Genomic DNA, 19,106 nt, shown 5'->3' with positions numbered 1-19,106 from the left:
GCTGTAGTAGAGTCGTGCATCATCTCACTACAGATGTAGTGACCGCCGTTCGGTATGAGGAGGGGCCATGGCACCGTCGTCGCGGGTCGTCGTCATAGGAGGCGGTGTCGGGGGTCTGACCGCGGCGGCCGCCTTGCACCGAGCCGGTCGGCAGGTCACCGTCCTGGAGCGGGCCGGCTCGCTGGATCCGGTGGGCTCCGGCATCTCGCTGGCTCCCAACGCCCTGCGTGCCCTGGACGTCATCGGGCTCGGCGACGAGCTGCGCGAGCTCGCCGCCTGGCAGGGCAACGGCGGGCTGCGCACACCGGCCGGACGCTGGGTCTCACGCGTCGACGCGGCCGATGCGGCGGAGCGTCTCGGCGGACCGATCGTCCTGCTGCACCGCGCCACGCTCGTGCACAGCCTGGCGGCTCAGCTGCCGGCCGGGACCATCCGTACGGCATCCGCCGCGAGCCTCGTCGACCCGGGAGACACAGCTCGCCCGGCCCGCGTCGCCACCGCCGACGGCGGGCTGGAGGCCGACCTGGTGGTGGCCGCCGACGGCATCCACTCGGCCGTACGCCGTGCGCTGTTCCCGGAGCACCCCGGGCCCGTCTACACCGGATTCACCACCTGGCGTGTCGTGCTGGACCTGCCCGGCGTGGAGTTCGCACCCCATGAGACATGGGGCCCGGGCCGCTTCTGGGGAACACAGCCGCTCAAGGACGGCAGGGTGTACGCGTATGCCGCGGCCGTGTCGCCCGCGGGCCGGCGTGCGCCGGACGACGAGCGGGCCGAACTCGTGCGCCGGTTCGGGGACTGGCACGACCCGATCCCCGCCCTCCTCGCCGCGGTCGGCCCCGAACAGGTCCTGCGGCACGATGTGCATCACCTCGCCGAGCCGCTGCCCGCGTTCCACTCCGGCCGGGTCGTCCTGATCGGGGACGCCGCGCACGGCATGCCGCCACAGCTCGGCCAGGGGGGCAACCAGGCCATCGAGGACGCGATCGTGCTCGCCCACCACGGCGACGACCTCGCCGCCTACACCGCGGCCCGGCTGCCTCGTACGACGGCGGTCGCCCGCAAGGCCATCAGGGCCGCCGGCGTGGGTCTGACGCGCAGCCGATCGGGCATCGCCGTCCGCAACGCCGCGATCGCCGCGCTGTCCCGGGTCGCTCCCGGGCTCCTGCTGCGCGGCTTCGGGGACATCGCCGACTGGCGGCCGCCGCAGCAGCCGTATGCTTCCGGCAAGGCACCGGTCCGCAACCCCCAGGAGGCGCCCCGTGAAGGTCGGCTGCATCGGACTCGGTGACATCGCGCAGAAGGCGTATCTGCCGGTGCTCGGGCTGCAGCCGGGGCTCGAACTCCACCTTCAGACCCGGACCCCGGCGACGCTGCACCGCGTCGCCGACGGTCTGCACCTGCCTCGGGAACAGCGGCACGTGGGCCTTGACGCGCTGCTCGCCCAGGACCTCGACGCGGCGTTCGTGCACGCGCCCACCAGCACCCACGCCGAGATCGTCGCGCGGCTGCTGGAAGCGGGAGTGCCGACATACGTCGACAAGCCGCTCGCCTACGAACTCGCCGACTCCGAGCGGCTGGTGCGGCTCGCGGAGGAGCGGAACGTCAGCCTCGCCCTGGGCTTCAACCGGCGCTACGCACCCGGGTACGTGCAGTGCGCCGAGCATCCGCGCGAGCTGATCCTGATGCAGAAGAACCGCGTCGGGCTCCCCGAGGAACCGCGCACGATGATCCTCGACGACTTCATCCACGTCGTGGACACCCTTCGGTTTCTTGCGCCGGGCCCGGTCGACGACGTGACGGTTCGCGCCCGGGTCGAGGACGGCCTGCTGCACCATGTGGTGCTACAGCTGGCCGGCGACGGGTTCACCGCGCTCGGCGTGATGAACCGGCTGAGCGGCTCGACGGAGGAGATCCTGGAGGTCTCCGGCCAGGACTCCAAGCGGCAGGTGCTCAACCTTGCGGAGATCGTCGACCACAAGGGCCAGCCGACCGTGCGGCGGCGCGGGGACTGGGTGCCGGTGGCCCGGCAGCGCGGCATCGAGCAGGCCACACTGGCCTTCCTCGACGCCGTCCGCGCGGGCAAGGTGCTCAGTGCCCGTGACGCACTGGCGACTCATGAACTGTGCGAGCGGGTGGTGGCTGCGGTGCAGGAGCCCCCCGTCGCACTCTGAGCGCACGGACACCCTCGACCGCGCACAGCCCGGCGAGAACCAGCAGGGCCCCATGGAGCGGCCAGTCGCCGAACCGGACGTAGGGGGTGACGCCCTGGGCGAGCGGGACGTCGTACACCGCTGACGCGCTCCGGTCGGTCCCCAGCCAGGAGCCGACGCGCTCGCCGCTCGGACCGTAGACGGCGGAGACGCCGGTCAGTGTGGCGTGCACCATCGGGCGGCCGGTCTCCGCGGCCCGCAGCGCGGCCAGCGAGGCGTGCTGCTGCGGAGCCCAGCTGTGCTGGAACGTCGAGGTCGACGACTGGGCGAGCAGCACCTCCGCGCCGTCCTCGGCGAGATGACGGCTCATGTCCGGGAACGCGGACTCGAAGCAGACCATCGGGCCGACCCGCAACCCGTGCCCGACGTTCATGACCACCTGCTCGGTGCCGCGCCTGCGGTCCTCGGGGGCCGCCCTGCCGACCGAAGTGGCCCAGCCGAGCACCGACCGTGCCGGTATGTACTCGCCGAACGGGACGAGCCGCATCTTGTCGTAGCGCTGGCCGGTCGGGCCGTTCGGGCCGACCGGGACCGAACTCTTGTATATGCCCGGATGGTCCGAGCGGCGGGCGTCGACATTGACCAGGATCTCGGCGTTCACCAGCCGGGACAGCGCCGCGATCCGGTCCGTGAGATCGGGCCGCTGCGCGAGGTCGAACCCGACGCTGCTCTCGCCCCAGACGACCAGGTCCAGGTGTCGCCCGGCGAGCGCGCGGGTCAGCTGCTCCTCCCGGTCGAAGCGTCTCATGCCACTGTCCGCGCCGCTGACGATCCCCGGCTGGACGACCGCGATCCGTACCCGCCCGTCGAGGTCCGGGCGTGGCGACCAGACCCATGCGGCCGATGTCACGACGGCCGTGGCCACCAGACCGGCCACGGCGGGGACGCGCGACGCACGCACCGACACCAGCACGGCGAGAGCGACGTTGACGGCCACCACCAGGAAGCTCAGCAGCCACACTCCGCCGATCGAGGCGAGCTGCAGCGCGGGCTGCACTTGCCACTGGCTCGAGCCGAGCAGGCCCCAGGGGCCGCCGAGCCCTTGCCAGGAGCGTACGAGCTCGACCAGCAGCCAGCCGGACGGCAGCACGACGAGGGCGGCGCCGAGCCGCCCCGGCGTGGGCATCCCGGCCAGAAAACGCCGCACCAGCCAGCCCCAGGGGCCCCACAGCACGCCGAGCAGCGCGGCAATGACGAACGTGAACACGGTCAGGCTCGGGAAGAGCCAATGGTGGACGGCCACCATGAAGCCGAAGCCGCCGAGCCAGCCGTCGTACAGGGCGCGCTTTCCGGTCGGCGCCGTTCGGATCAGCAGGATCCAGGGGACCAGGCAGACATACGCGAACCACCACCAGGAGGGCGCCGGAAAGGCGAACACGGGCAGGGCACCCGCGAGCGCGGCGGCGGCACCGCGCCTGAAGCGGGAGGTGAGCCAGTCGCTGGACATCCTCATGCGGCGCATCCCTCCCCGGTGCATGTCTCCAGTGTGCGCGCCGCGGAAGATCTCCGACAGGGGGCCTGGCGGCGCGCGGGAAGGGGTTCGGTCAGGTGCCGGCCTCCTGGCCGCGGTGACGCGGCATCCGGCGCCACTTCTCCTCGACGATGACCTCGCGCAGCCGCCAGCCTTCGTCGGTGCGCAGAAACGCGAACGCGTACCGGCCGCCGCAGACGAAGTCCGGCTCGGCCGGGTCGCCGTCCCCCGTCTCGAACCGCATCGGATTGACGTAATCGGCCCGGACCCGGGCCGTGTCGCCGACGTCGTGCGCCAGGAGGTCGAACCGAACGCGCCGGTTCATGATCAGGTGCTGGCGCATCGGGAACAGGCGCAGGGTCCGGTCCAGCCAGTCGGCGACCCGTCCGGCATCGCCCTCGATGCCACCGGCCGATCGGTAGTCGGCGCGCCCGTTCGCCGTGAACAGCCCTCGGTACGCCTCCCAGTCGCCGTCGTCCACGGCCACCGCGTACTCGGTGACGAGTCCGTCGAGGGCCAGCCGGTCCATCACGGTCGCGAGTTCCACGCGCTGGGTCATCGGCTCAGTGTCGGGCGCGCGGGACGCGGAGCCAAGAGGTGTGCGGAGGGTTTAGGACATGGCGGGCCGCCTGCCCGCGGATGACGGGGCAGGCGGCCCGCTCCGCCCGGGACGCCAAGTGCTGTGGCCGGAAGGGTTTGCCGGTGAACCTTTCCGGTCGCCGCACTAGATCGCGGGCCCGATTCCGGCGGGCCCGCGATCCCTGCGTTCCGGAGGCGCGGTCACCACCCGTAGTCGTGACGGTCGATCACCCGGAAACTGCCCGCGACGGCGTTGTTGAAGAAGACGCCCCCGGAGCCGTTCCCGAAGGCTCCGTCGCCGAAGGACGAGTCACCGTGGTCGCTGCTGGGCACCACCCCGGAGGTGGCGCCGTAGGGCCCGACGGTGGCGACCGGAGAGCCGTTGTCGCAGCTGAAGCCGCTGTAGACCTCGACGATCTTGTCGCTGTCGTTCTGGATGCTGAAGCTGCTGGAGCCAAGTCCGCTGGCTGCGGGAACACAGCCGTCCGAGACGGCGGGGAACGACCGTTCGTTGAAGAAGATCCTCCCGATCCTCTTGTGGACGTACCCGCGGTCGCCGCGGTCGTCGTCGCCGCGGTCGTCACGGTTGCCGCGGTCGTCGTCGCCGCGGTCGTCACGGTTGCCGCGGTCGTCGTCGTTTGTGCCGTGCGAGTTGTCGTTGCCTTGCGGGGCTGCCGCGGGGACGGCCTCCAGCGGGGCAATCGCCTGCTGGAGGGACGGCGCCGCCTTGTGGACGGCCGGTGCGACCCGCTTGACCGACGGGGTGGCCTTGGTGGATTCGACGGTGGAGGCATAGGTGATGCCGGTGGTGACAAGGGCCGCAGCGCCCACTGCTGCGGCGGTCACGGCGATGGTGCGCGTGCGCATGTCAATTCCTTCTCTCGCAGAGACGCCGGCCGGGCAGCCGATCTGCGATGAAAGTACTGATAGCAACTTTTGACTGCCATATCGGATATGGCCTTAGGGTGATCTTGCGAGGCCGGTCGGGTGCAAACGCGGCTTTTACGGCGTGTCGAGGTGCGCGTCGTCCGCGCCTGTCGTCCTGTCAGGAGCCGTGGGCGGGGCGAACTCCGCCGCAGTGCGGTGCTGTTGTCCGGGGGATCGCCCGCCTTCCCGACCAGGATGAACCGGCCGTTTGTGGTCGTGGGATGATCCGTTCACGTACGTTCGGCAGGAGGAGGCAACCATGACGCGTCCCGTCACGGTGGTCACGGGCGGCAGCCGGGGGATCGGCGCCGCGACGTGCGTGCGGCTTGCGTCGGACGGGCACGATGTGGCGCTGGCGTACGTGCGGGACGACGAGGCGGCCGAGCGGACCGCCACCGCGGTGCGGGCCGCGGGCGGGCGATGCGTCACCGTGCGAGCGGACACCTCCGACGAGGCCGACGTGGACCGTCTCTTCGAGACGGCCGCCGGGGAGCTCGGACCGGTGACGGGGCTGGTGAACAACGCCGGTGTGACGAGTCGGCCGGGCCGGCTCGTGGACACCGGCACCGACGACCTGCGCCGGGTCGTGGAGGTCAATCTGCTGGGCACGCTGCTGTGTTCACGCCGCGCGGCCCAGGCGATGATCCAGCGGAAGAGCGGAGTCATCGTCAACGTGTCCTCGGCGGCGGCGACGCTGGGCAGCCCTGGCGAGTACGTCCACTACGCCGCGTCCAAGGCAGCGGTGGACGCCCTGACGCTGGGTCTTGCCAAGGAGCTGGGTCCGGACGGCGTCCGCGTCAATGCGGTGTCCCCAGGAGTCATCGACACCGAGATCCATGCGGCGATGGGAGACCCCGAGCGGCCCCGGCGGGTGGCGGCCACGGTTCCGCTGGGCCGGGCCGGCCGGGCGGAGGAGATCGCCGCGGCGATCTCCTGGCTGATGTCGCCGGAGTCCTCGTACGCCACGGGCGCGGTGCTGAGGGTCTCCGGTGGCCGATGACGCGCCGGGCGACGCCCGAGACAGCGGCCTGATCGTCTTCCTCAACGGCACGTCGAGTTCCGGCACGTCGAGCACTGCGGGGGAGTCGACGCGCAGTCAGGCCGCCTCGATCACCTCGCAGCGCATCGCCGCCGCCCACTCCACGACCAACAGCTCGTACTCCGCACGTTCCTGAGCCGACAGCGATCCGCCGGCCCGCGTCCACAGCGCGCGGATCCGCTCGTTCACGTCGTCGGCGGACCGTGCGGAACCAGGGCTCATGGAATCGGGGGACATGCCGACAAGCCTAGGGGCAAGAGCTGACAGCGCGCCACCGCGCGGCTACGCGCGCAGTATGTGGTTGGTCACCATCGTTTCTGTGGGCGGGAGTTGGAGGATTCTGTCGCCGGCCGAAAGCGGCCGAGGCCTGGCGGGCCGCCCGCCGGAACGACCGCACCGGGCGTCCGGCCGACCGACTTGCCGGCCGTCCGGGCGGCTCCAAGCCGGTGTTCGAACCGCCCCGTCAGCCTGCGGACTCGGCCGCGTGCGGGCTGAGGACACCCGCGCCGATCAGCACGATGATGGCCACACCCAGGGCGATCCGGTACCACACGAAGGGCATGAAGGACTTCGTCGAGATGAACTTCATGAACCAGGCGATGACCGCGTAGCCCGACCCGAACGCGATCACCGTCGCGAACAGGGTCGGCCCCCAGCTCACATGCCCCGATTCCGCGGCGTCCTTGAGTTCGAACGCGCCCGAGGCGAGGACGGCCGGAATGGCCAGCAGGAAGGAGTAGCGGGCCGCCGCCTCGCGCTGGTAGCCGAGAAAGAGGCCGCCGCTGATCGTGGCCCCGGAGCGGGAGACACCGGGAATCAGGGCCATCGCCTGGCAGGCACCGTAGACGAGACCGTCCTTGGTGTTCAGGTCCTGGAGTGTCTTGCGCTGCTTCGCCGCCCGGTGCCTGCCGCCGGTCTCGTCGCGCGCCGCGAGCCGGTCCGCGACACCGATGATCAGGCCGATGACGATCAGCATGGTCGCCGTGACCCTCAGATCGCGGAAGGGGCCCTCGATCTGGTCCTTGAGCGTGACGCCGAGCACCCCGATGGGTATCGAGCCGACGATCACCAGCCAGCCCATCTGCGCGTTGTGGTCCTGCCGCATCTTCTTGTCGAACAACGACCGGAACCAGGCGGAGAGGATGTTCGCGATGTCCTTGCGGAAGTAGATCAGCACCGCGGACTCCGTGCCGATCTGGGTGATCGCGGTGAAGGCCGCCCCTGGGTCGTCCCAGCCCGCGAACGCCGCGGTCAGCCGCAGATGGGCGCTGGAGGAGACGGGGAGGAACTCGGTCAGCCCCTGGACGAGTCCGAGGATGAGGGATTCAAGCCAAGACATGAAGTGAAGGGGTCCAAGCGCTGATCGTGGATACGGCGGCGGGCGCACCGAGCGCCGGCTGCCGAGTCGCGACCGTCGATCAAGTACGCAGGGCCGCAGCGTAGCGCCCTGCGATGAAGGTGCCTGCACCGGGGCTTTACCAATGCTTGGGGCGCTCGACGGGGCACGCGCGCCGGAGTCCTCGTCCGTCTCGGGGAGAGGCGGTACGCAGTGTTGACCGCCCACCATGGACGGTGCTTTCGTTGCAGCGAGGGAAAGCGCTTGCCGCCCTGCAGTCCTCGGCAGTCGACACGCGTTGGCCGACGTCACGTCCGATGGAGCGCTGATCACGTTCATGCCCACAGTCCGCGACGCGCCCCCGGCCGACAGCGCCACCCGTCCCGAGACCACCCAGGACCCGGATCCGAACGGAGCTCCGAGCCCGCACCCGCGTCCGGACCGCCTGGTGCCCCCGGTCGCGGGACGGCGCATCAAGGCCGCCGTCGTCGGCGCCGGCGCCATCGCACGCGGCGCCCACCTTCCCGCGCTCGCCCGGCTCGCCGCAGAGGGTGAGGTCGAGATCGTCGCCGCCGTCGACATCGACGCGGACGCGCTCGAGCGGCTGTGCGCGGAGAGGGGTATCCCGCACGCGTACCACGACCTCGGCCGCATGCTCGCGGAACGGCGGCCCGACCTGGTCGCCGTCTGCACACCGCCCGCCCTGCACCGTGAGCAGACCGTCGCAGCGCTGCGGGCCGGCGCCTGGGTGTGGTGCGAGAAGCCGCCGATGCCCGTGCTCGCCGACTTCGACGCCGTCGAGGCGGAGGAGGGCACGAACGGCGGCCCGTACGCGGCGATCGTCTTCCAGCACCGCTTCGGCTCCGGCGCCCGGCACGTACGGCGGCTGCTCGCCGGACGGGCGATGGGCCGGCCGCTGGTGGCGCACTGCCAGACCACCTGGTACCGCGACGCCGCCTACTACGCCGTGCCCTGGCGCGGCCGCTGGCGGACCGAGGGCGGCGGACCCGCCATGGGGCACGGGATCCACCAGATGGACCTCCTGCTGGACCTGCTCGGACCCTGGAGAGAGGCGCGGGCCGGGCACGGTCGCCTGGTGCACGCCGGGCACCGTCCACCGCCTGGTCAATGAGAACGACCTGCGCATCACCGTGCTCATGCAGAACAGTGGACTGCCGGAGGTCGGCGACGCGGTCCTCACGCTGCCTCCGGAGTACCTGACCGATCGGGAGACCTACGCGGCGGTGACGGTGGTTCCGGCCGATGCACCCGAGGCGGAGCGGGAGCGGATCGCGCGCGCCCGCCGAGATCTGGCCCTGGAGGGCTTCCGGGCGCTGCGCGAGGCGGAGGTCCCGGAGCCGCTGGCCGCCTTCCATCGGACCGCCGCCGCGCTGGTGCGGCCGCGCCTGGCCGAGTGGCGCGCGCGGTGGTCCACAGGTGCACGGGCCGCGGCGGCGGCCACGGGCGAACAGCTCGACCGTCTGGAGCGCGGCGACGTCTCTCACCTCGCCGACGCGGCCGTACGGGCCCGGCAGCCGTCCGCGCACGGGAAGTTCGGGATGTGCGGGCGGCTCGAGGTGTACGAAGAGACGTCGTAGGCGGGCCTACGCCGCGGTCGGCCCGGACACCGTCCAGCCCGGTGTCCGGGGGTGCGGCGTCTTTTCGCCGTGACGGACCTCCTCACCGCAGGCGGAGCAGGTGACGACGGGAACCAGTTCGTTGCCGCAGTGGTGCTCGATCACCATGGGGCGGTCGTCGTCCTTCCTCAGATGGCGGTCGCCCCACGCCATGAGCGTCATCAGGACCGGCTCCAGTTCGAGGCCCGCCGTCGTGGGCCGGTACTCGAAGCGCTGCGGGCGCTCGCTGTACATCCTCTTGGTCAGGATCCCCGCGTCCACCAGGCGCTTCAGACGCGTGGCCAGGATGTCCCGCGGGGCGCCGATGTTGCGCACGAGTTGGTCGAAGCGTCCGTTGCCGAGGCAGACCTCGCGCATGACGAGCAGGGAGTACTTCTCGCCGACGAGGGCCAGCGTGTCAGCGATCGAGCAGGGGCGTGGGTCTTTGGAGGCGGCCATGAGTCCAGTCTAGGCAAGAGTTTGTTTTTCCAACTCTCAGCGTTATGGTGGATTCGAATTTCCTACTCACCGGTAATCGCCACACCGGCACACGCCGGGCAAGGAGGCCCGTACCATGCGCGACGCAGTGATCGTCGAAGCCGTACGAACCCCGGTGGGCAAGGGCAAGCCGAACGGCGCTCTCGCCCACGTCCACCCCGTGGAGCTCCTCGCGCACACGCTGCGCACCCTCGTCGAGCGCTCCGGGATCGACCCGGCGCTCATCGACGACGTCATCGGGGGCACCGTCGACCAGGTCGGCGAGCAGGCCATGAACACCACCCGGTACGGCGTGCTGTCCGCGGGCTTTCCGGATACGGTGCCCGCGACCACCGTGGACCGCCAGTGCGGTTCGTCGCAGCAGGCGGTGCACTTCGCCGCGCAGGGCGTGATCTCGGGTGCCTACGACATCGTCGTGGCCTGCGGTGTGGAGTCCATGAGCCGCGTGCCGATGGGGTCGAACGTACCGCCCGGCAAGGACCCCTTCGGGCCCGGCGTCGCCGAGCGCTACCCGGACGGCCTGGTGCCGCAGGGCATCAGTGCCGAGCTGATCGCCGCCAAGTGGTCGATCTCCCGCGAGCAGATGGACGCCTTCGCCCTCTCCTCGCACCAGAAGGCGGCGGCCGCCTGGGACGCGGGCCTGTTCGACGCCGAGACGGCCCCCCTGGAGGGCCTCGTCCGCGACGAGTGCATCCGGCCGTCCAGCACACCCGAGATCCTCGCCGGGCTGAAGCCCGCGTACTACGACCCCGGCTTCGCCGAGCGGTTCCCGCAGATCGACTGGAACATCACCGCAGCCAACGCGAGCCCGATCAACGACGGGGCGTCGGCCGTGCTGATCATGTCCAGCGAGACCGCGGCCCGTCTCGGCCTGCGCCCGCTCGCCCGCCTGCACAGCTTCGCCGTGACGGGCTCCGACCCCCTGCTGATGCTCACCGGTGTCGTCCCCGCCACCGAAAAGGTGCTGCGCAAGGCGGGGTTGACCATCGACGACATCGATCTGTTCGAGGTGAACGAGGCCTTCTCCAGTGTCGTCCTGTCGTGGCAGCAGGAGACCCGGGCCGACCTCGCGAAGGTCAACGTGCACGGCGGGGCCATCGCCATCGGACACCCGCTGGGCGCGAGCGGAACCCGTCTGACCACGACCCTCGTGCACGCACTGCGCGCACGAGGCGCCCGATACGGGCTGCAGACGATGTGCGAGGCGGGCGGGCTCGCCAACGCCATGATCCTCGAGGCGGTCTGAGCCCTCAGCGCCCGCGCAGGTGGTGGCGCTTGCGCCAGGCCACCACCGCGCCGGCCAGCGCGGGCACCGCGATGAAGCCCATCGCGATCAGGAAGACCGGCGAGGTCGGCGTGCTGGCACGGGCGCCGGCGACGACGTACGCGGCGGTGTTCGGGATCGACCCGAGCGCCGTCGCTAGCAGGTACGGCGCCCACCGCATACGCGAGACGGCCGCGCAGTAGTTCACCCCCCAGAACGGAAGACCGGGGAACAGCCGGGCCGCCATCATCGAGCGGAAGCCGTGCCGGCTCAGCTGCCCGTCCGCCGCCTTCAGCCAGCGACCGCGCAGCAGCGGGCGCAGCGCGTCCTGCCCGAGTGCCCGGCCGAGCCCGAAGGCGATCGCGGCCCCGAGCACCGTGCCCGCGAGCGCCGTGCCCGTGCCCAGCGCCGAGCCGAACAGGGCGCCCGCCGCGAGATTGAGCAGCGGGCGCGGCACGAACGCGACCGTGCACAGCGCGTACGCCGGCGCGAAGAGAGCGGCCGCCGCGGCGCCCCCGAGCTGCGGCGGCCAGCCGTGTGTCACCAGCCGCTGCGGCTCGAACAGGAGCATGCAGGACGCGGCGGCGGCGAGCAGCACCAGGAGCAGGGACAGCCGCGACCAGGGCGAGAGCAGCGCTCGGGTGCAGCGGGCGGCGAAGCCGAGTGGTGGGACGACGGAGGGCGCGGCGGTGGGTTGCGCCGCGGCGGCCTGGGGAGCGGCCGCGGCGGTGAGCTCCGTGGCGGCGGCCCGGGGACGGGCCGTGGCGGTGCCCCCAGAGCGGGTGGTGGCATCGAGCATTCGCCGACACTAACCGACCGATGTGTGTGATCGCCGTATGGTCCCTCTCCCCGGCGTCACTGTTCGGGAAGCCTTCACCCGCCGTCGACCCGTCGAACTCCCCTGCCGCCGAAAACCATTCGACGCCGGCCGCGCCCTTCGGCGATGATCTGCGACATGTTCCGGTTCGCCCTCGTTCTCGCAGCATCCGCCGCCGCGGATGCCCCGAAGGCTGCCGTCCTGATCCTCGTGGCCGCCGTCGACGGCGCCCGAAGCTGACCCTCCCCGGATCGTCCGGCGGACCCCGCAGGGGGAGGGTCGGCAAGTCCTCGGGGTCCCCGTCCCGGCCGGTTCTCCCGATGCCGGGGCCGTCATTCGGCACCACTTACACCAGGCTTCGAGGTACAGCCATGCCCAAGACGGCATACGTCCGCACCAAACCCCATCTGAACATCGGCACCATGGGCCATGTCGACCACGGCAAGACCACGTTGACCGCCGCCATCACGAAAGTGCTGGCCGAGCGCGGCACCGGCACGTTCGTGCCGTTCGACCGCATCGACCGCGCTCCGGAGGAGGCGGCACGGGGCATCACCATCAACATTGCGCACGTCGAGTACGAGACCGACACCCGGCACTACGCGCACGTGGACATGCCGGGCCACGCCGACTACGTCAAGAACATGGTCACCGGGGCCGCACAGCTCGACGGAGCGATCCTCGTCGTCTCCGCGCTAGACGGGATCATGCCGCAGACCGCCGAACACGTGCTGCTCGCCCGGCAAGTGGGCGTCGACCACATCGTCGTCGCCCTCAACAAGGCCGACGCCGCCGACGAGGAGCTCACCGACCTCGTCGAGCTCGAGGTCCGCGAGCTGCTCTCCGCGCAGGGCTATCCCGGCGACTCCGTACCGGTGGTGCGCGTCTCCGGGCTCAAGGCCCTCGAGGGGGACCGCCGTTGGACCAGTGCGATCGAGGCGCTGCTCGACGCCGTGGACACCTATGTGCCCATGCCCGAGCGGTACCTGGACGCGCCGTTCCTGCTGCCGGTGGAGAACGTGCTCACCATCACCGGCCGCGGCACGGTCGTCACGGGCGCCGTCGAGCGAGGTACGGTCCGCGTCGGAGACCGGGTCGACGTGCTCGGCGCCGGTCTGGATACCGTCGTCACGGGGCTCGAGACCTTCGGCAAGCCGATGGAGGAGGCGCAGGCCGGTGACAATGTGGCCCTGCTGCTGCGGGGGGTGCCGCGCGACGCGGTCCGCCGCGGGCACATCGTCGCGGCGCCCGGCAGTGTCACGCCGAGCCGCCGCTTCACCGCGCGGGTGTACGTCCTGTCCGCGAGGGAGGGCGGCCGGTCGACACCGGTGTCGACCGGCTACCGGCCGCAGTTCTTCATCCGCACCGCGGACGTGGTCGGCGACATCGACCTCGGTGAGTCGGCCGTCGCCAGGCCCGGCGACACGGTGACCATGGCGGTGGAGCTCGGCCGTGACGTCCCGCTGGAGCCCGGCCTCGGCTTCGCGATCCGCGAGGGCGGCCGGACGGTCGGTGCGGGCACGGTGACAACCGTGGGGTGAGAGGCGACAACGCACCGGGTGGGGAACCGCGCGCCGGCCGCGCGGTTCCCCGCTTCCTTCACCGGCGCTCCGGTGCCCGGTGTCGACCGGTCCCGGCACAATGGAGTCGTGAGCGAGCCCATACCCGTCACCCGTACCGTCGACCACGGCATCGCCAAGCTGATGCCCGACGTCGACCGGGAGCGGGCCTGGCTGCTGACGGTGGACGGGGCGCCGCAGTCCTACGTCGACCTCGACGCGCCGACGCATCTGGAGTTCGAGTACGCGCGGCGGCTCGGCCACGTGCTCGACACGGTGACGGCGCCGGGGCGGCCCCTGGACGTGCTGCATCTCGGCGGGGGCGCGCTCACGCTGCCGCGTTATGTGGCGGCGACCCGGCCGGGCTCCCGGCAGGAAGTGGTCGAGGCCGACCGGGGCCTGCTGGACCTTGTCATGGAGCATCTGCCCCTGCCCGCCGACTCCGGCATCGCCCTGCACTCGGCCGACGCCCGCGCCTGGCTCGAGGCCGCTCCGCCGGACTCCGTCGACATGGTCATCGCGGACGTCTTCGGCGGCTCCCGCGTCCCCGCCCACCTCACGACGGTGGCATACGCACGCGCCGCGGAGCGGGTGCTGCGCGTGGACGGTGTCTATCTGGCGAACCTGGCCGATGCCGCGCCTTTCACCTTCCTGCGCTCCCAACTCGCCACGTTCGCCGAGACCTTCGAGGAACTCGCACTGATCGCCGAGCCGAGCGTGCTGCGCGGCCGCCGCTTCGGCAACGCCGTGCTCATCGCCGCCCACCGTGCGCTCGATGTGGCGCCCCTCGCCCGCCGCACCGCCGCGGACGCCTTCCCTGCCCGTGTCGAACACGGGGCCGCGCTACGGGACTTCATGGGCGACGCCGAGCCCGTGCACGACGAGAACGCGGTCCCGTCACCCGAGCCGCCCGACGGGGCCTTCACCATCGGCTGACCGCGGCCGCTCGACGACCACCCGGTGCCACGGTCGCCGCGGCACCAGGTGCGCGGTCTCAGGACGCCGTCGGGTCGCCGTGCAGGCGTACCGTGCTGAGGATCTTCAAGATCGTCGAGTCCGGGACCTCTTCCTTCACACCCGTGGCGCCGTACAGGCTCCATGCGACGAAGTCACCCGCGGAGTTCTTCAAGCCGAACGTGACGGCCTTGCCGTCGGAGGCGCACTTCCCCTTCTTGGGCGTGTTCTTGGACCGGGCCCAGGCGATGCTGCCTTCTATGCCGGACGCGGTCGTGTACGGCTTCGCCTTCTGGTCGAAGGTGATGCTCTTCTTGTCCGGCTGCGTGTAGCCGCCGAACACCCACCAGGCCACCTGGTTCACCGCGACCTCATCGGTGGTCTTGGCCCCGCTCGCGCCCTTGGTGCCGGCCCCGGCCAGCGCCTTGTCCTCGGTCCGCCCGTCCTTGTCGTCGTCGGACGTGCACCACTTCTCCTTGAGGAACGCGGGCGCCGACATGGTGATCAGGGGCTTTCCGTCGGCCTTGGGGTTGTCGTCCTCGAAACCGATCAAGAGCCCCGGCGACTTCACGTCCCACTCCGGCGGCACGTCGAAGGCCGTGCCCCACTTGGGGTTGACGACGACCTTCCAGCCCGGGACGGTCGGCTTCTCGGACTCGCCGCTGCGCGGGTTGCCGGGCGCGGACGCCGAGGCGGTCGCACTCCGGGAGGCACTGGCCGACGCCTTGGCGTCGTCGCCTGCGGCCTTGCCGTCCTTGTTGCCGCCCAGGACCAGGAAAGCCGTGACGCCCGCGGTGACGACCACGGCCGCCGCCGCCACGATCGCGACCACCTTTGTCTGACGGCCACCGCCCCCGCCGGGCGGCTGCGGCGCGCCCACGGGCGTGGGCGGACCCCACTGCGGCCGGCCGGGCTGCTGGTACGGGTTCGGCTGCTGATAGCCCGGCTGCTGGTACGGGTTCGGCTGCTGGTACCCCGGCTGCTGGTAGGGGTTCTGGTTCTGCGGGTTCTGCTCGCCCCCGGGCGGCTGCTCTCCTGGCCACATGGGCAGCAACCCTAGTGCGGCCCGTGACACGTTTCGGTCACTGCCCTTCGTCAGACCCGTACCGGATGTGGGGAGTTGAGGACGTCCGACGCGCGCGGCGGCGAACGTCCGCACGGTGGCACCGGGCGTCCGCCGGTCCCGCCCCCGCGGCCGCTCTTCCCTCCGCCTGGTGCACCACCGGAACGTCGATCGGGTCGGGCCCTGGCCAGAGGCGCCTACCGGCCGGTAACATCAGGCCATGAGTGCAGACCAGATGTCGATCGGCGACATGCTTGCCGCCACGGTGCCGATGGCCAGGACCCTGAACCTGGAGTTTTTGGAGACCACGCCGGAGAAGGCCGTGGTGGCCCTGCCGGACCAGAGCGACTTCCACAACCACGTCGGCGGACCGCACGCCGGCGCCATGTTCACGCTGGGCGAGTCGGCGAGCGGTGCGATCGTGCTGGCCGCGTTCGGCGAGCAGTTGTCGCGGGCGGTGCCGCTGGCCGTGCGTGCCGAGATCGCCTACAAGAAGCTCGCGATGGGCCCCGTCACCGCGACCGCGACGCTCGGCCGCCCCGCCGCCGAGGTCATCGCGGAACTCGACGCCGGACAGCGTCCCGAGTTCCCTGTCTCCATCGCGATCCGGCGCGAGGACGGGGCCGTCACCGGCGAGATGACGGTCGTCTGGACGCTGCGCCCCAACGGCTGACGTAACCGAACAGGACACCGAAGGGCCGCGGCCGGTGGATCCACATCCGCCGGCCGGGGCCCTTCGGCGTGATGCCGCAGGAGAATCGACACGGTCGCGATGCCTGCGGGTGCGGCTACGGCATTCGGCTCGGTCGAACGACTCATGGAGCGGTGTGGGTCCGTGCGTCCTTCGTCGTACGGCATCGTCGACGTAGGGGGCGAACGAGCCCGCAGAACAGCATCGCGGACCCGACCACCGGGTTCTCCCGGACCCATGGACGCGATGTGCCTCCGGTGCCGGAACGACGGAGGCGGAACGGGAGATGTGGCCGCTCATCGCGGGGAACAGGGCGAAGCCGGAGGGCACCGCACGGTCTCCTGGATGCTTCGACCGGTCGTCGTCCCGCGTGCTTACGGTCCGCGTACCAGTCAGTCGACCGAAGCGGCGACGCCGACCAGGTGGTGACGATGAGGTGCAGCGGATCGGACCGTCACCGGGAGGAAGCGTCATGAACCCACGACACCGTCCCCTCCTCGCCCCCTGGGACTGGCAGCAACGGGCACTCTGCCGAGGCATGGACAGCTCCGTCTTCTTCTCACCGCACGGTGAGCGCGGTGCCGAGAAGCGGGCCCGCGAGAAGAAGGCTCGGGCCGTCTGCAGGCGCTGCCCCGTGATTCAGGCCTGCGCCTGGACCGCCATGCGCGGTCCTGAACAGTACGGCGTCTGGGGAGGCATGTCCGAGGGCCAACGCACCCGGCTCCTTCAGTCGCGATCCCGGACGGGCGCGGCGGCCGAGCCCGAGTGATCCCGGGTGACGTGCTCGGCGGACGCGGCGTGCAAGGCCGAAGAACAGCCGGCGGCGAGGCCGGGTCCTGTGGTCGAACCGGCGCATGTCGCCTCCCTTATCACCTCGTGTACATGGGGTGATAAGGGAAAGCGAGGGCGTGCGGAACGGGACCGAGCAGGTAGGCTGCCGGGGGTACGCCCGAGGGGGAACGCGCGCCGTGCTGTCACACACGGCACGGATCGCGCAGAGTGGAACGGGAGGAGCCGGCGTTGCACGTCCAGGAATGGCTCGACACGGTGCCCGCGGCCGCCGTCTACGCCGTAGTGGGCCTGGTCATCGGCCTGGAGAGCCTCGGCATTCCGCTGCCGGGCGAGATCATCCTGGTGTCGGCCGCACTGCTGTCCTCCCAGCACGCAGGCATCAACCCGGTGGTCCTGGGCGCCTGCGCGAGCCTGGGTGCCGTGGTGGGCGACTCCATCGGCTACGCGATCGGGCGCAAGGGCGGGCGGCCGTTGCTCGCCTGGCTCGGGAAGCGGTTCCCCAGGCACTTCAGCGAGGGCCATGTCGCGACCGCCGAACGCTCCTTCGAGAAGTGGGGCATGTGGGCGGTGTTCTTCGGCCGCTTCATCGCCCTGCTGCGGATCTTCGCAGGTCCGCTCGCGGGTGTGCTGCGGATGCCGTACTGGAAGTTCCTGACCGCCAACGTCCTGGGCGGTGTGATCTGGGCCGGTGGCACCACCGCGGTCATCTACTACGTCGGCGTGGTCGCCGAGTCCTGGCTGAAGAAGTTCTCGTGGCTGGGTCTCGTGGCGGCGCTGGTCGTGGGTGTCGCCTCGATGCTGATCGTGAAGCGCAAGGCGAAGAGGGCGGCTGAGGAGAAGGAGGCGGCCGAGCGGGAGGCCGTCCCGGCCGCCGAGTGAGTCTCAGGGCTTCTCGTGCACCCTTCGGTGCGCCCTCGCCAGGTCCGCGTACATCGTGCCGTTCAGTGCGATGACCTCACGCTCCTCGGCGGTCAGTTCGCGTCTGACCTTCGCGGGCACGCCCGCCACGAGTGACCCCGGGGGCACGCGCATGCCCTGCGGCACCAGCGCCTGAGCGGCGACCAGGGAACCCGCGCCGATCACTGCGCCGTTGAGGACCGTCGCGCCCATGCCGATCAGGCAGTCGTCCTCGACGGTGGCGCCGTGGACCACGGCGTTGTGCCCGACGGAGACGCGCTCGCCGACGGTGACCGGGAAGCCCGGGTCGGCATGGAGGGTGCAGTTGTCCTGCACGTTGCTGCTCGGGCCGACGGTGATCCGCTCGACGTCGCCGCGCAGCACCGCGCCGTACCAGACGCTCGCTCCCGCGTGCAGCGTCACGTCCCCGATCACCGAGGACGTCGGTGACACGAACGCCTCCCGGTCCACCTGGGGGTCCTTGCCGCCGATCCCCGCGATCAGCGCCCTGTGCGTCATTGCCGCTCCTCCTGGTCGATACACCGGCACCGTACGCCATCGGGTGGGGCGAAGATCACAGCCGTCCTGACTCATCGGCGCCCCCGGTGCTGAGTACGGTGAGCGGGTGCCCAGGAGCAAGAACACGTTCTCATCATGGCGTCGCGGCCTCGCGCAGCGAGCCGTTCACGCCGGCTGGGCCTGGGTGCAGCGCACGGGGTCCGTGACCGCGGAGCACCCGGGCCGCTTCCGCTTCGGCGCGATGGGAACGAGTACCAGGCTCGCCTTCCCGCTCGGCACCGTCTTCGGTGAACCCTGGATCCACCTCGGTGCGCACTGCATCATCGGCGAGCAGGTCACGCTGACCGCCGGGCTGATGCCCGGCCTCGACCTCGGCCCCGAACCGATCCTGCGCATCGGTGACGGTGTCGTCCTGGGTCGCGGCAGCCATGTCATCGCCGACACCACGGTCACCGTCGGCAGCGACTGCTACTTCGGGCCGTACGTCTATGTGACCTCCACGAACCACTCCTACGACGATCCGCATCGGCCCATCGGAAAGCAGTGGCCGCGGATGGAGCCGGTGGAGATCGGCGAGGGGTGCTGGATCGGCACCGGCGCGGTGATCCTCCCGGGCGCACGAATCGGGCGGAACGTGGTGGTTGCGGCAGGTGCCGTCGTACGCGGTCAGGTACCCGACCATGCGGTGGTGGCCGGGGCCCCGGCGCGGGTAGTGCGGCGCTGGACCCCCGATGGCGGATGGCAGCCGCCGCTCAGGACGCCGGCTCCGGTGCCGATCCCCGACGGCGTCACTCCGGAGCAGCTGCTGGCGCTTTCGGAGCTCGACCAGGGCGATGTCGCCCGGCTTGCGGAGCTGGACGCCGAGTCCTGA

19 protein-coding genes and 2 pseudogenes are annotated in these 19,106 nt (G+C 71.2%); 12 read left to right on the top strand and 9 right to left on the bottom strand.

Annotated features, from left to right (window positions below):
• Nucleotides 1-67: 67 nt before the first annotated feature.
• Together VXC91_RS09785 and VXC91_RS09780 are read left to right on the top strand one after the other, a co-directional pair.
• Nucleotides 68-1,291, top strand: coding sequence for an FAD-dependent monooxygenase (locus VXC91_RS09785; RefSeq protein ID WP_329506657.1), 1,224 nt, complete (start codon nucleotides 68-70; stop codon nucleotides 1,289-1,291).
• A complete protein-coding gene (locus tag VXC91_RS09780; protein ID WP_329506655.1) occupies nucleotides 1,263-2,174 on the top strand; it encodes a Gfo/Idh/MocA family protein in 912 nt (303 codons plus the stop codon). The genes VXC91_RS09785 and VXC91_RS09780 overlap by 29 nt, the downstream gene beginning before the upstream one ends.
• Here the strand turns inward: VXC91_RS09780 and lnt are convergent.
• The 3 genes from lnt to VXC91_RS09765 all read right to left on the bottom strand — a co-directional run bounded on the left by lnt (nucleotide 2,092) and on the right by VXC91_RS09765 (nucleotide 5,130).
• A complete protein-coding gene (lnt, locus tag VXC91_RS09775; protein WP_329506654.1) occupies nucleotides 2,092-3,666 on the bottom strand; it encodes an apolipoprotein N-acyltransferase in 1,575 nt (524 codons plus the stop codon). The genes VXC91_RS09780 and lnt overlap by 83 nt on opposite strands.
• 91 nt (nucleotides 3,667-3,757) lie before the next feature.
• Nucleotides 3,758-4,243 carry a nuclear transport factor 2 family protein gene (locus VXC91_RS09770; RefSeq protein ID WP_329506652.1) on the bottom strand — a complete coding sequence of 162 codons (486 nt, stop codon included), beginning with the start codon at nucleotides 4,241-4,243 and terminating at the stop codon, nucleotides 3,758-3,760.
• Nucleotides 4,244-4,464: 221 nt separating this feature from the next.
• Nucleotides 4,465-5,130, bottom strand: a complete 666-nt coding sequence (locus tag VXC91_RS09765) for a hypothetical protein (RefSeq protein ID WP_329506651.1) — start codon at nucleotides 5,128-5,130, stop codon at nucleotides 4,465-4,467.
• A 319-nt stretch (nucleotides 5,131-5,449) separates the two neighbouring features.
• On the opposite strand from VXC91_RS09765, the gene VXC91_RS09760 reads away from it, so the two are divergent.
• On the top strand, nucleotides 5,450-6,190 hold the full coding sequence (locus VXC91_RS09760) for an SDR family NAD(P)-dependent oxidoreductase (RefSeq protein ID WP_329506650.1): 741 nt from the start codon (nucleotides 5,450-5,452) through the stop codon (nucleotides 6,188-6,190).
• 96 nt (nucleotides 6,191-6,286) lie between these two features.
• Here the strand turns inward: VXC91_RS09760 and VXC91_RS09755 are convergent, their stop codons facing one another.
• Together VXC91_RS09755 and VXC91_RS09750 are read right to left on the bottom strand one after the other, a co-directional pair.
• Nucleotides 6,287-6,466 carry a hypothetical protein gene (locus tag VXC91_RS09755; RefSeq protein ID WP_329506649.1) on the bottom strand — a complete coding sequence of 60 codons (180 nt, stop codon included), beginning with the start codon at nucleotides 6,464-6,466 and terminating at the stop codon, nucleotides 6,287-6,289.
• A 226-nt stretch (nucleotides 6,467-6,692) separates the two neighbouring features.
• Nucleotides 6,693-7,568 (bottom strand): undecaprenyl-diphosphate phosphatase, encoded by an 876-nt coding sequence (locus VXC91_RS09750; protein WP_329506648.1) that lies wholly within the window; start codon nucleotides 7,566-7,568, stop codon nucleotides 6,693-6,695.
• 445 nt (nucleotides 7,569-8,013) lie between these two features.
• On the opposite strand from VXC91_RS09750, the pseudogene VXC91_RS09745 reads away from it, so the two are divergent.
• Nucleotides 8,014-8,667: pseudogene (locus VXC91_RS09745) on the top strand (Gfo/Idh/MocA family protein); the annotation flags it as partial.
• A pseudogene (locus VXC91_RS09740) lies at nucleotides 8,645-9,163 on the top strand (cupin); the annotation flags it as partial. The pseudogenes VXC91_RS09745 and VXC91_RS09740, both read left to right, overlap by 23 nt.
• A 6-nt stretch (nucleotides 9,164-9,169) precedes the next feature.
• Here VXC91_RS09740 and VXC91_RS09735 read toward each other — a convergent pair.
• A complete protein-coding gene (locus VXC91_RS09735; protein ID WP_329506647.1) occupies nucleotides 9,170-9,640 on the bottom strand; it encodes a winged helix-turn-helix transcriptional regulator in 471 nt (156 codons plus the stop codon).
• Between the two features lie 115 nt (nucleotides 9,641-9,755).
• Here VXC91_RS09735 and VXC91_RS09730 point away from each other — a divergent pair, with 115 nt between their 5' ends.
• The gene (locus VXC91_RS09730; RefSeq protein ID WP_329506646.1) at nucleotides 9,756-10,925 is read left to right on the top strand and encodes a thiolase family protein; all 1,170 of its coding nucleotides are present in this window, start codon (nucleotides 9,756-9,758) and stop codon (nucleotides 10,923-10,925) included.
• A 4-nt stretch (nucleotides 10,926-10,929) separates the two neighbouring features.
• Here the strand turns inward: VXC91_RS09730 and VXC91_RS09725 are convergent, their stop codons facing one another.
• Entirely contained in the window at nucleotides 10,930-11,742 is an 813-nt protein-coding gene (locus VXC91_RS09725; RefSeq protein ID WP_329506644.1) for a TVP38/TMEM64 family protein, read from the bottom strand.
• 389 nt (nucleotides 11,743-12,131) lie between these two features.
• Here VXC91_RS09725 and tuf point away from each other — a divergent pair, with 389 nt between their 5' ends.
• Nucleotides 12,132-13,301: an elongation factor Tu gene (gene tuf, locus VXC91_RS09720; protein ID WP_329506643.1), complete on the top strand. Its 1,170-nt coding sequence runs from the start codon at nucleotides 12,132-12,134 to the stop codon at nucleotides 13,299-13,301.
• Nucleotides 13,302-13,409: 108 nt separating this feature from the next.
• Complete coding sequence (locus VXC91_RS09715) at nucleotides 13,410-14,255, top strand: spermidine synthase (protein ID WP_329506642.1); 846 nt, start codon at nucleotides 13,410-13,412, stop codon at nucleotides 14,253-14,255.
• A gap of 58 nt (nucleotides 14,256-14,313) precedes the next feature.
• Here the strand turns inward: VXC91_RS09715 and VXC91_RS09710 are convergent, their stop codons facing one another.
• Nucleotides 14,314-15,318, bottom strand: coding sequence for a hypothetical protein (locus tag VXC91_RS09710; RefSeq protein ID WP_329506641.1), 1,005 nt, complete (start codon nucleotides 15,316-15,318; stop codon nucleotides 14,314-14,316).
• Between the two features lie 253 nt (nucleotides 15,319-15,571).
• On the opposite strand from VXC91_RS09710, the gene VXC91_RS09705 reads away from it, so the two are divergent.
• The 3 genes from VXC91_RS09705 (at nucleotide 15,572) to VXC91_RS09695 (ending at nucleotide 17,698) form a co-directional block, all read left to right on the top strand.
• On the top strand, nucleotides 15,572-16,009 hold the full coding sequence (locus VXC91_RS09705; RefSeq protein WP_329506702.1) for a DUF4442 domain-containing protein: 438 nt from the start codon (nucleotides 15,572-15,574) through the stop codon (nucleotides 16,007-16,009).
• A 490-nt stretch (nucleotides 16,010-16,499) separates the two neighbouring features.
• Nucleotides 16,500-16,796, top strand: a complete 297-nt coding sequence (locus VXC91_RS09700) for a WhiB family transcriptional regulator (protein WP_329506640.1) — start codon at nucleotides 16,500-16,502, stop codon at nucleotides 16,794-16,796.
• Nucleotides 16,797-17,047: 251 nt separating this feature from the next.
• Nucleotides 17,048-17,698, top strand: a complete 651-nt coding sequence (locus VXC91_RS09695) for a DedA family protein (protein ID WP_329506639.1) — start codon at nucleotides 17,048-17,050, stop codon at nucleotides 17,696-17,698.
• 3 nt (nucleotides 17,699-17,701) lie between these two features.
• On the opposite strand, the gene VXC91_RS09690 is transcribed toward VXC91_RS09695, so the two are convergent.
• Nucleotides 17,702-18,235 carry a gamma carbonic anhydrase family protein gene (locus VXC91_RS09690; protein ID WP_329506637.1) on the bottom strand — a complete coding sequence of 178 codons (534 nt, stop codon included), beginning with the start codon at nucleotides 18,233-18,235 and terminating at the stop codon, nucleotides 17,702-17,704.
• 106 nt (nucleotides 18,236-18,341) lie between these two features.
• On the opposite strand from VXC91_RS09690, the gene VXC91_RS09685 reads away from it, so the two are divergent.
• On the top strand, nucleotides 18,342-19,106 hold the full coding sequence (locus VXC91_RS09685; protein ID WP_329506635.1) for an acyltransferase: 765 nt from the start codon (nucleotides 18,342-18,344) through the stop codon (nucleotides 19,104-19,106).

Source organism: Streptomyces chiangmaiensis, from assembly GCF_036281785.1.
Classification (GTDB): Bacteria; Actinomycetota; Actinomycetes; order Streptomycetales; family Streptomycetaceae; genus Streptomyces; species Streptomyces chiangmaiensis.
Note: the sequence above shows the minus strand (reverse complement) of the source record. Positions and strands in the feature narration are given on the sequence as shown.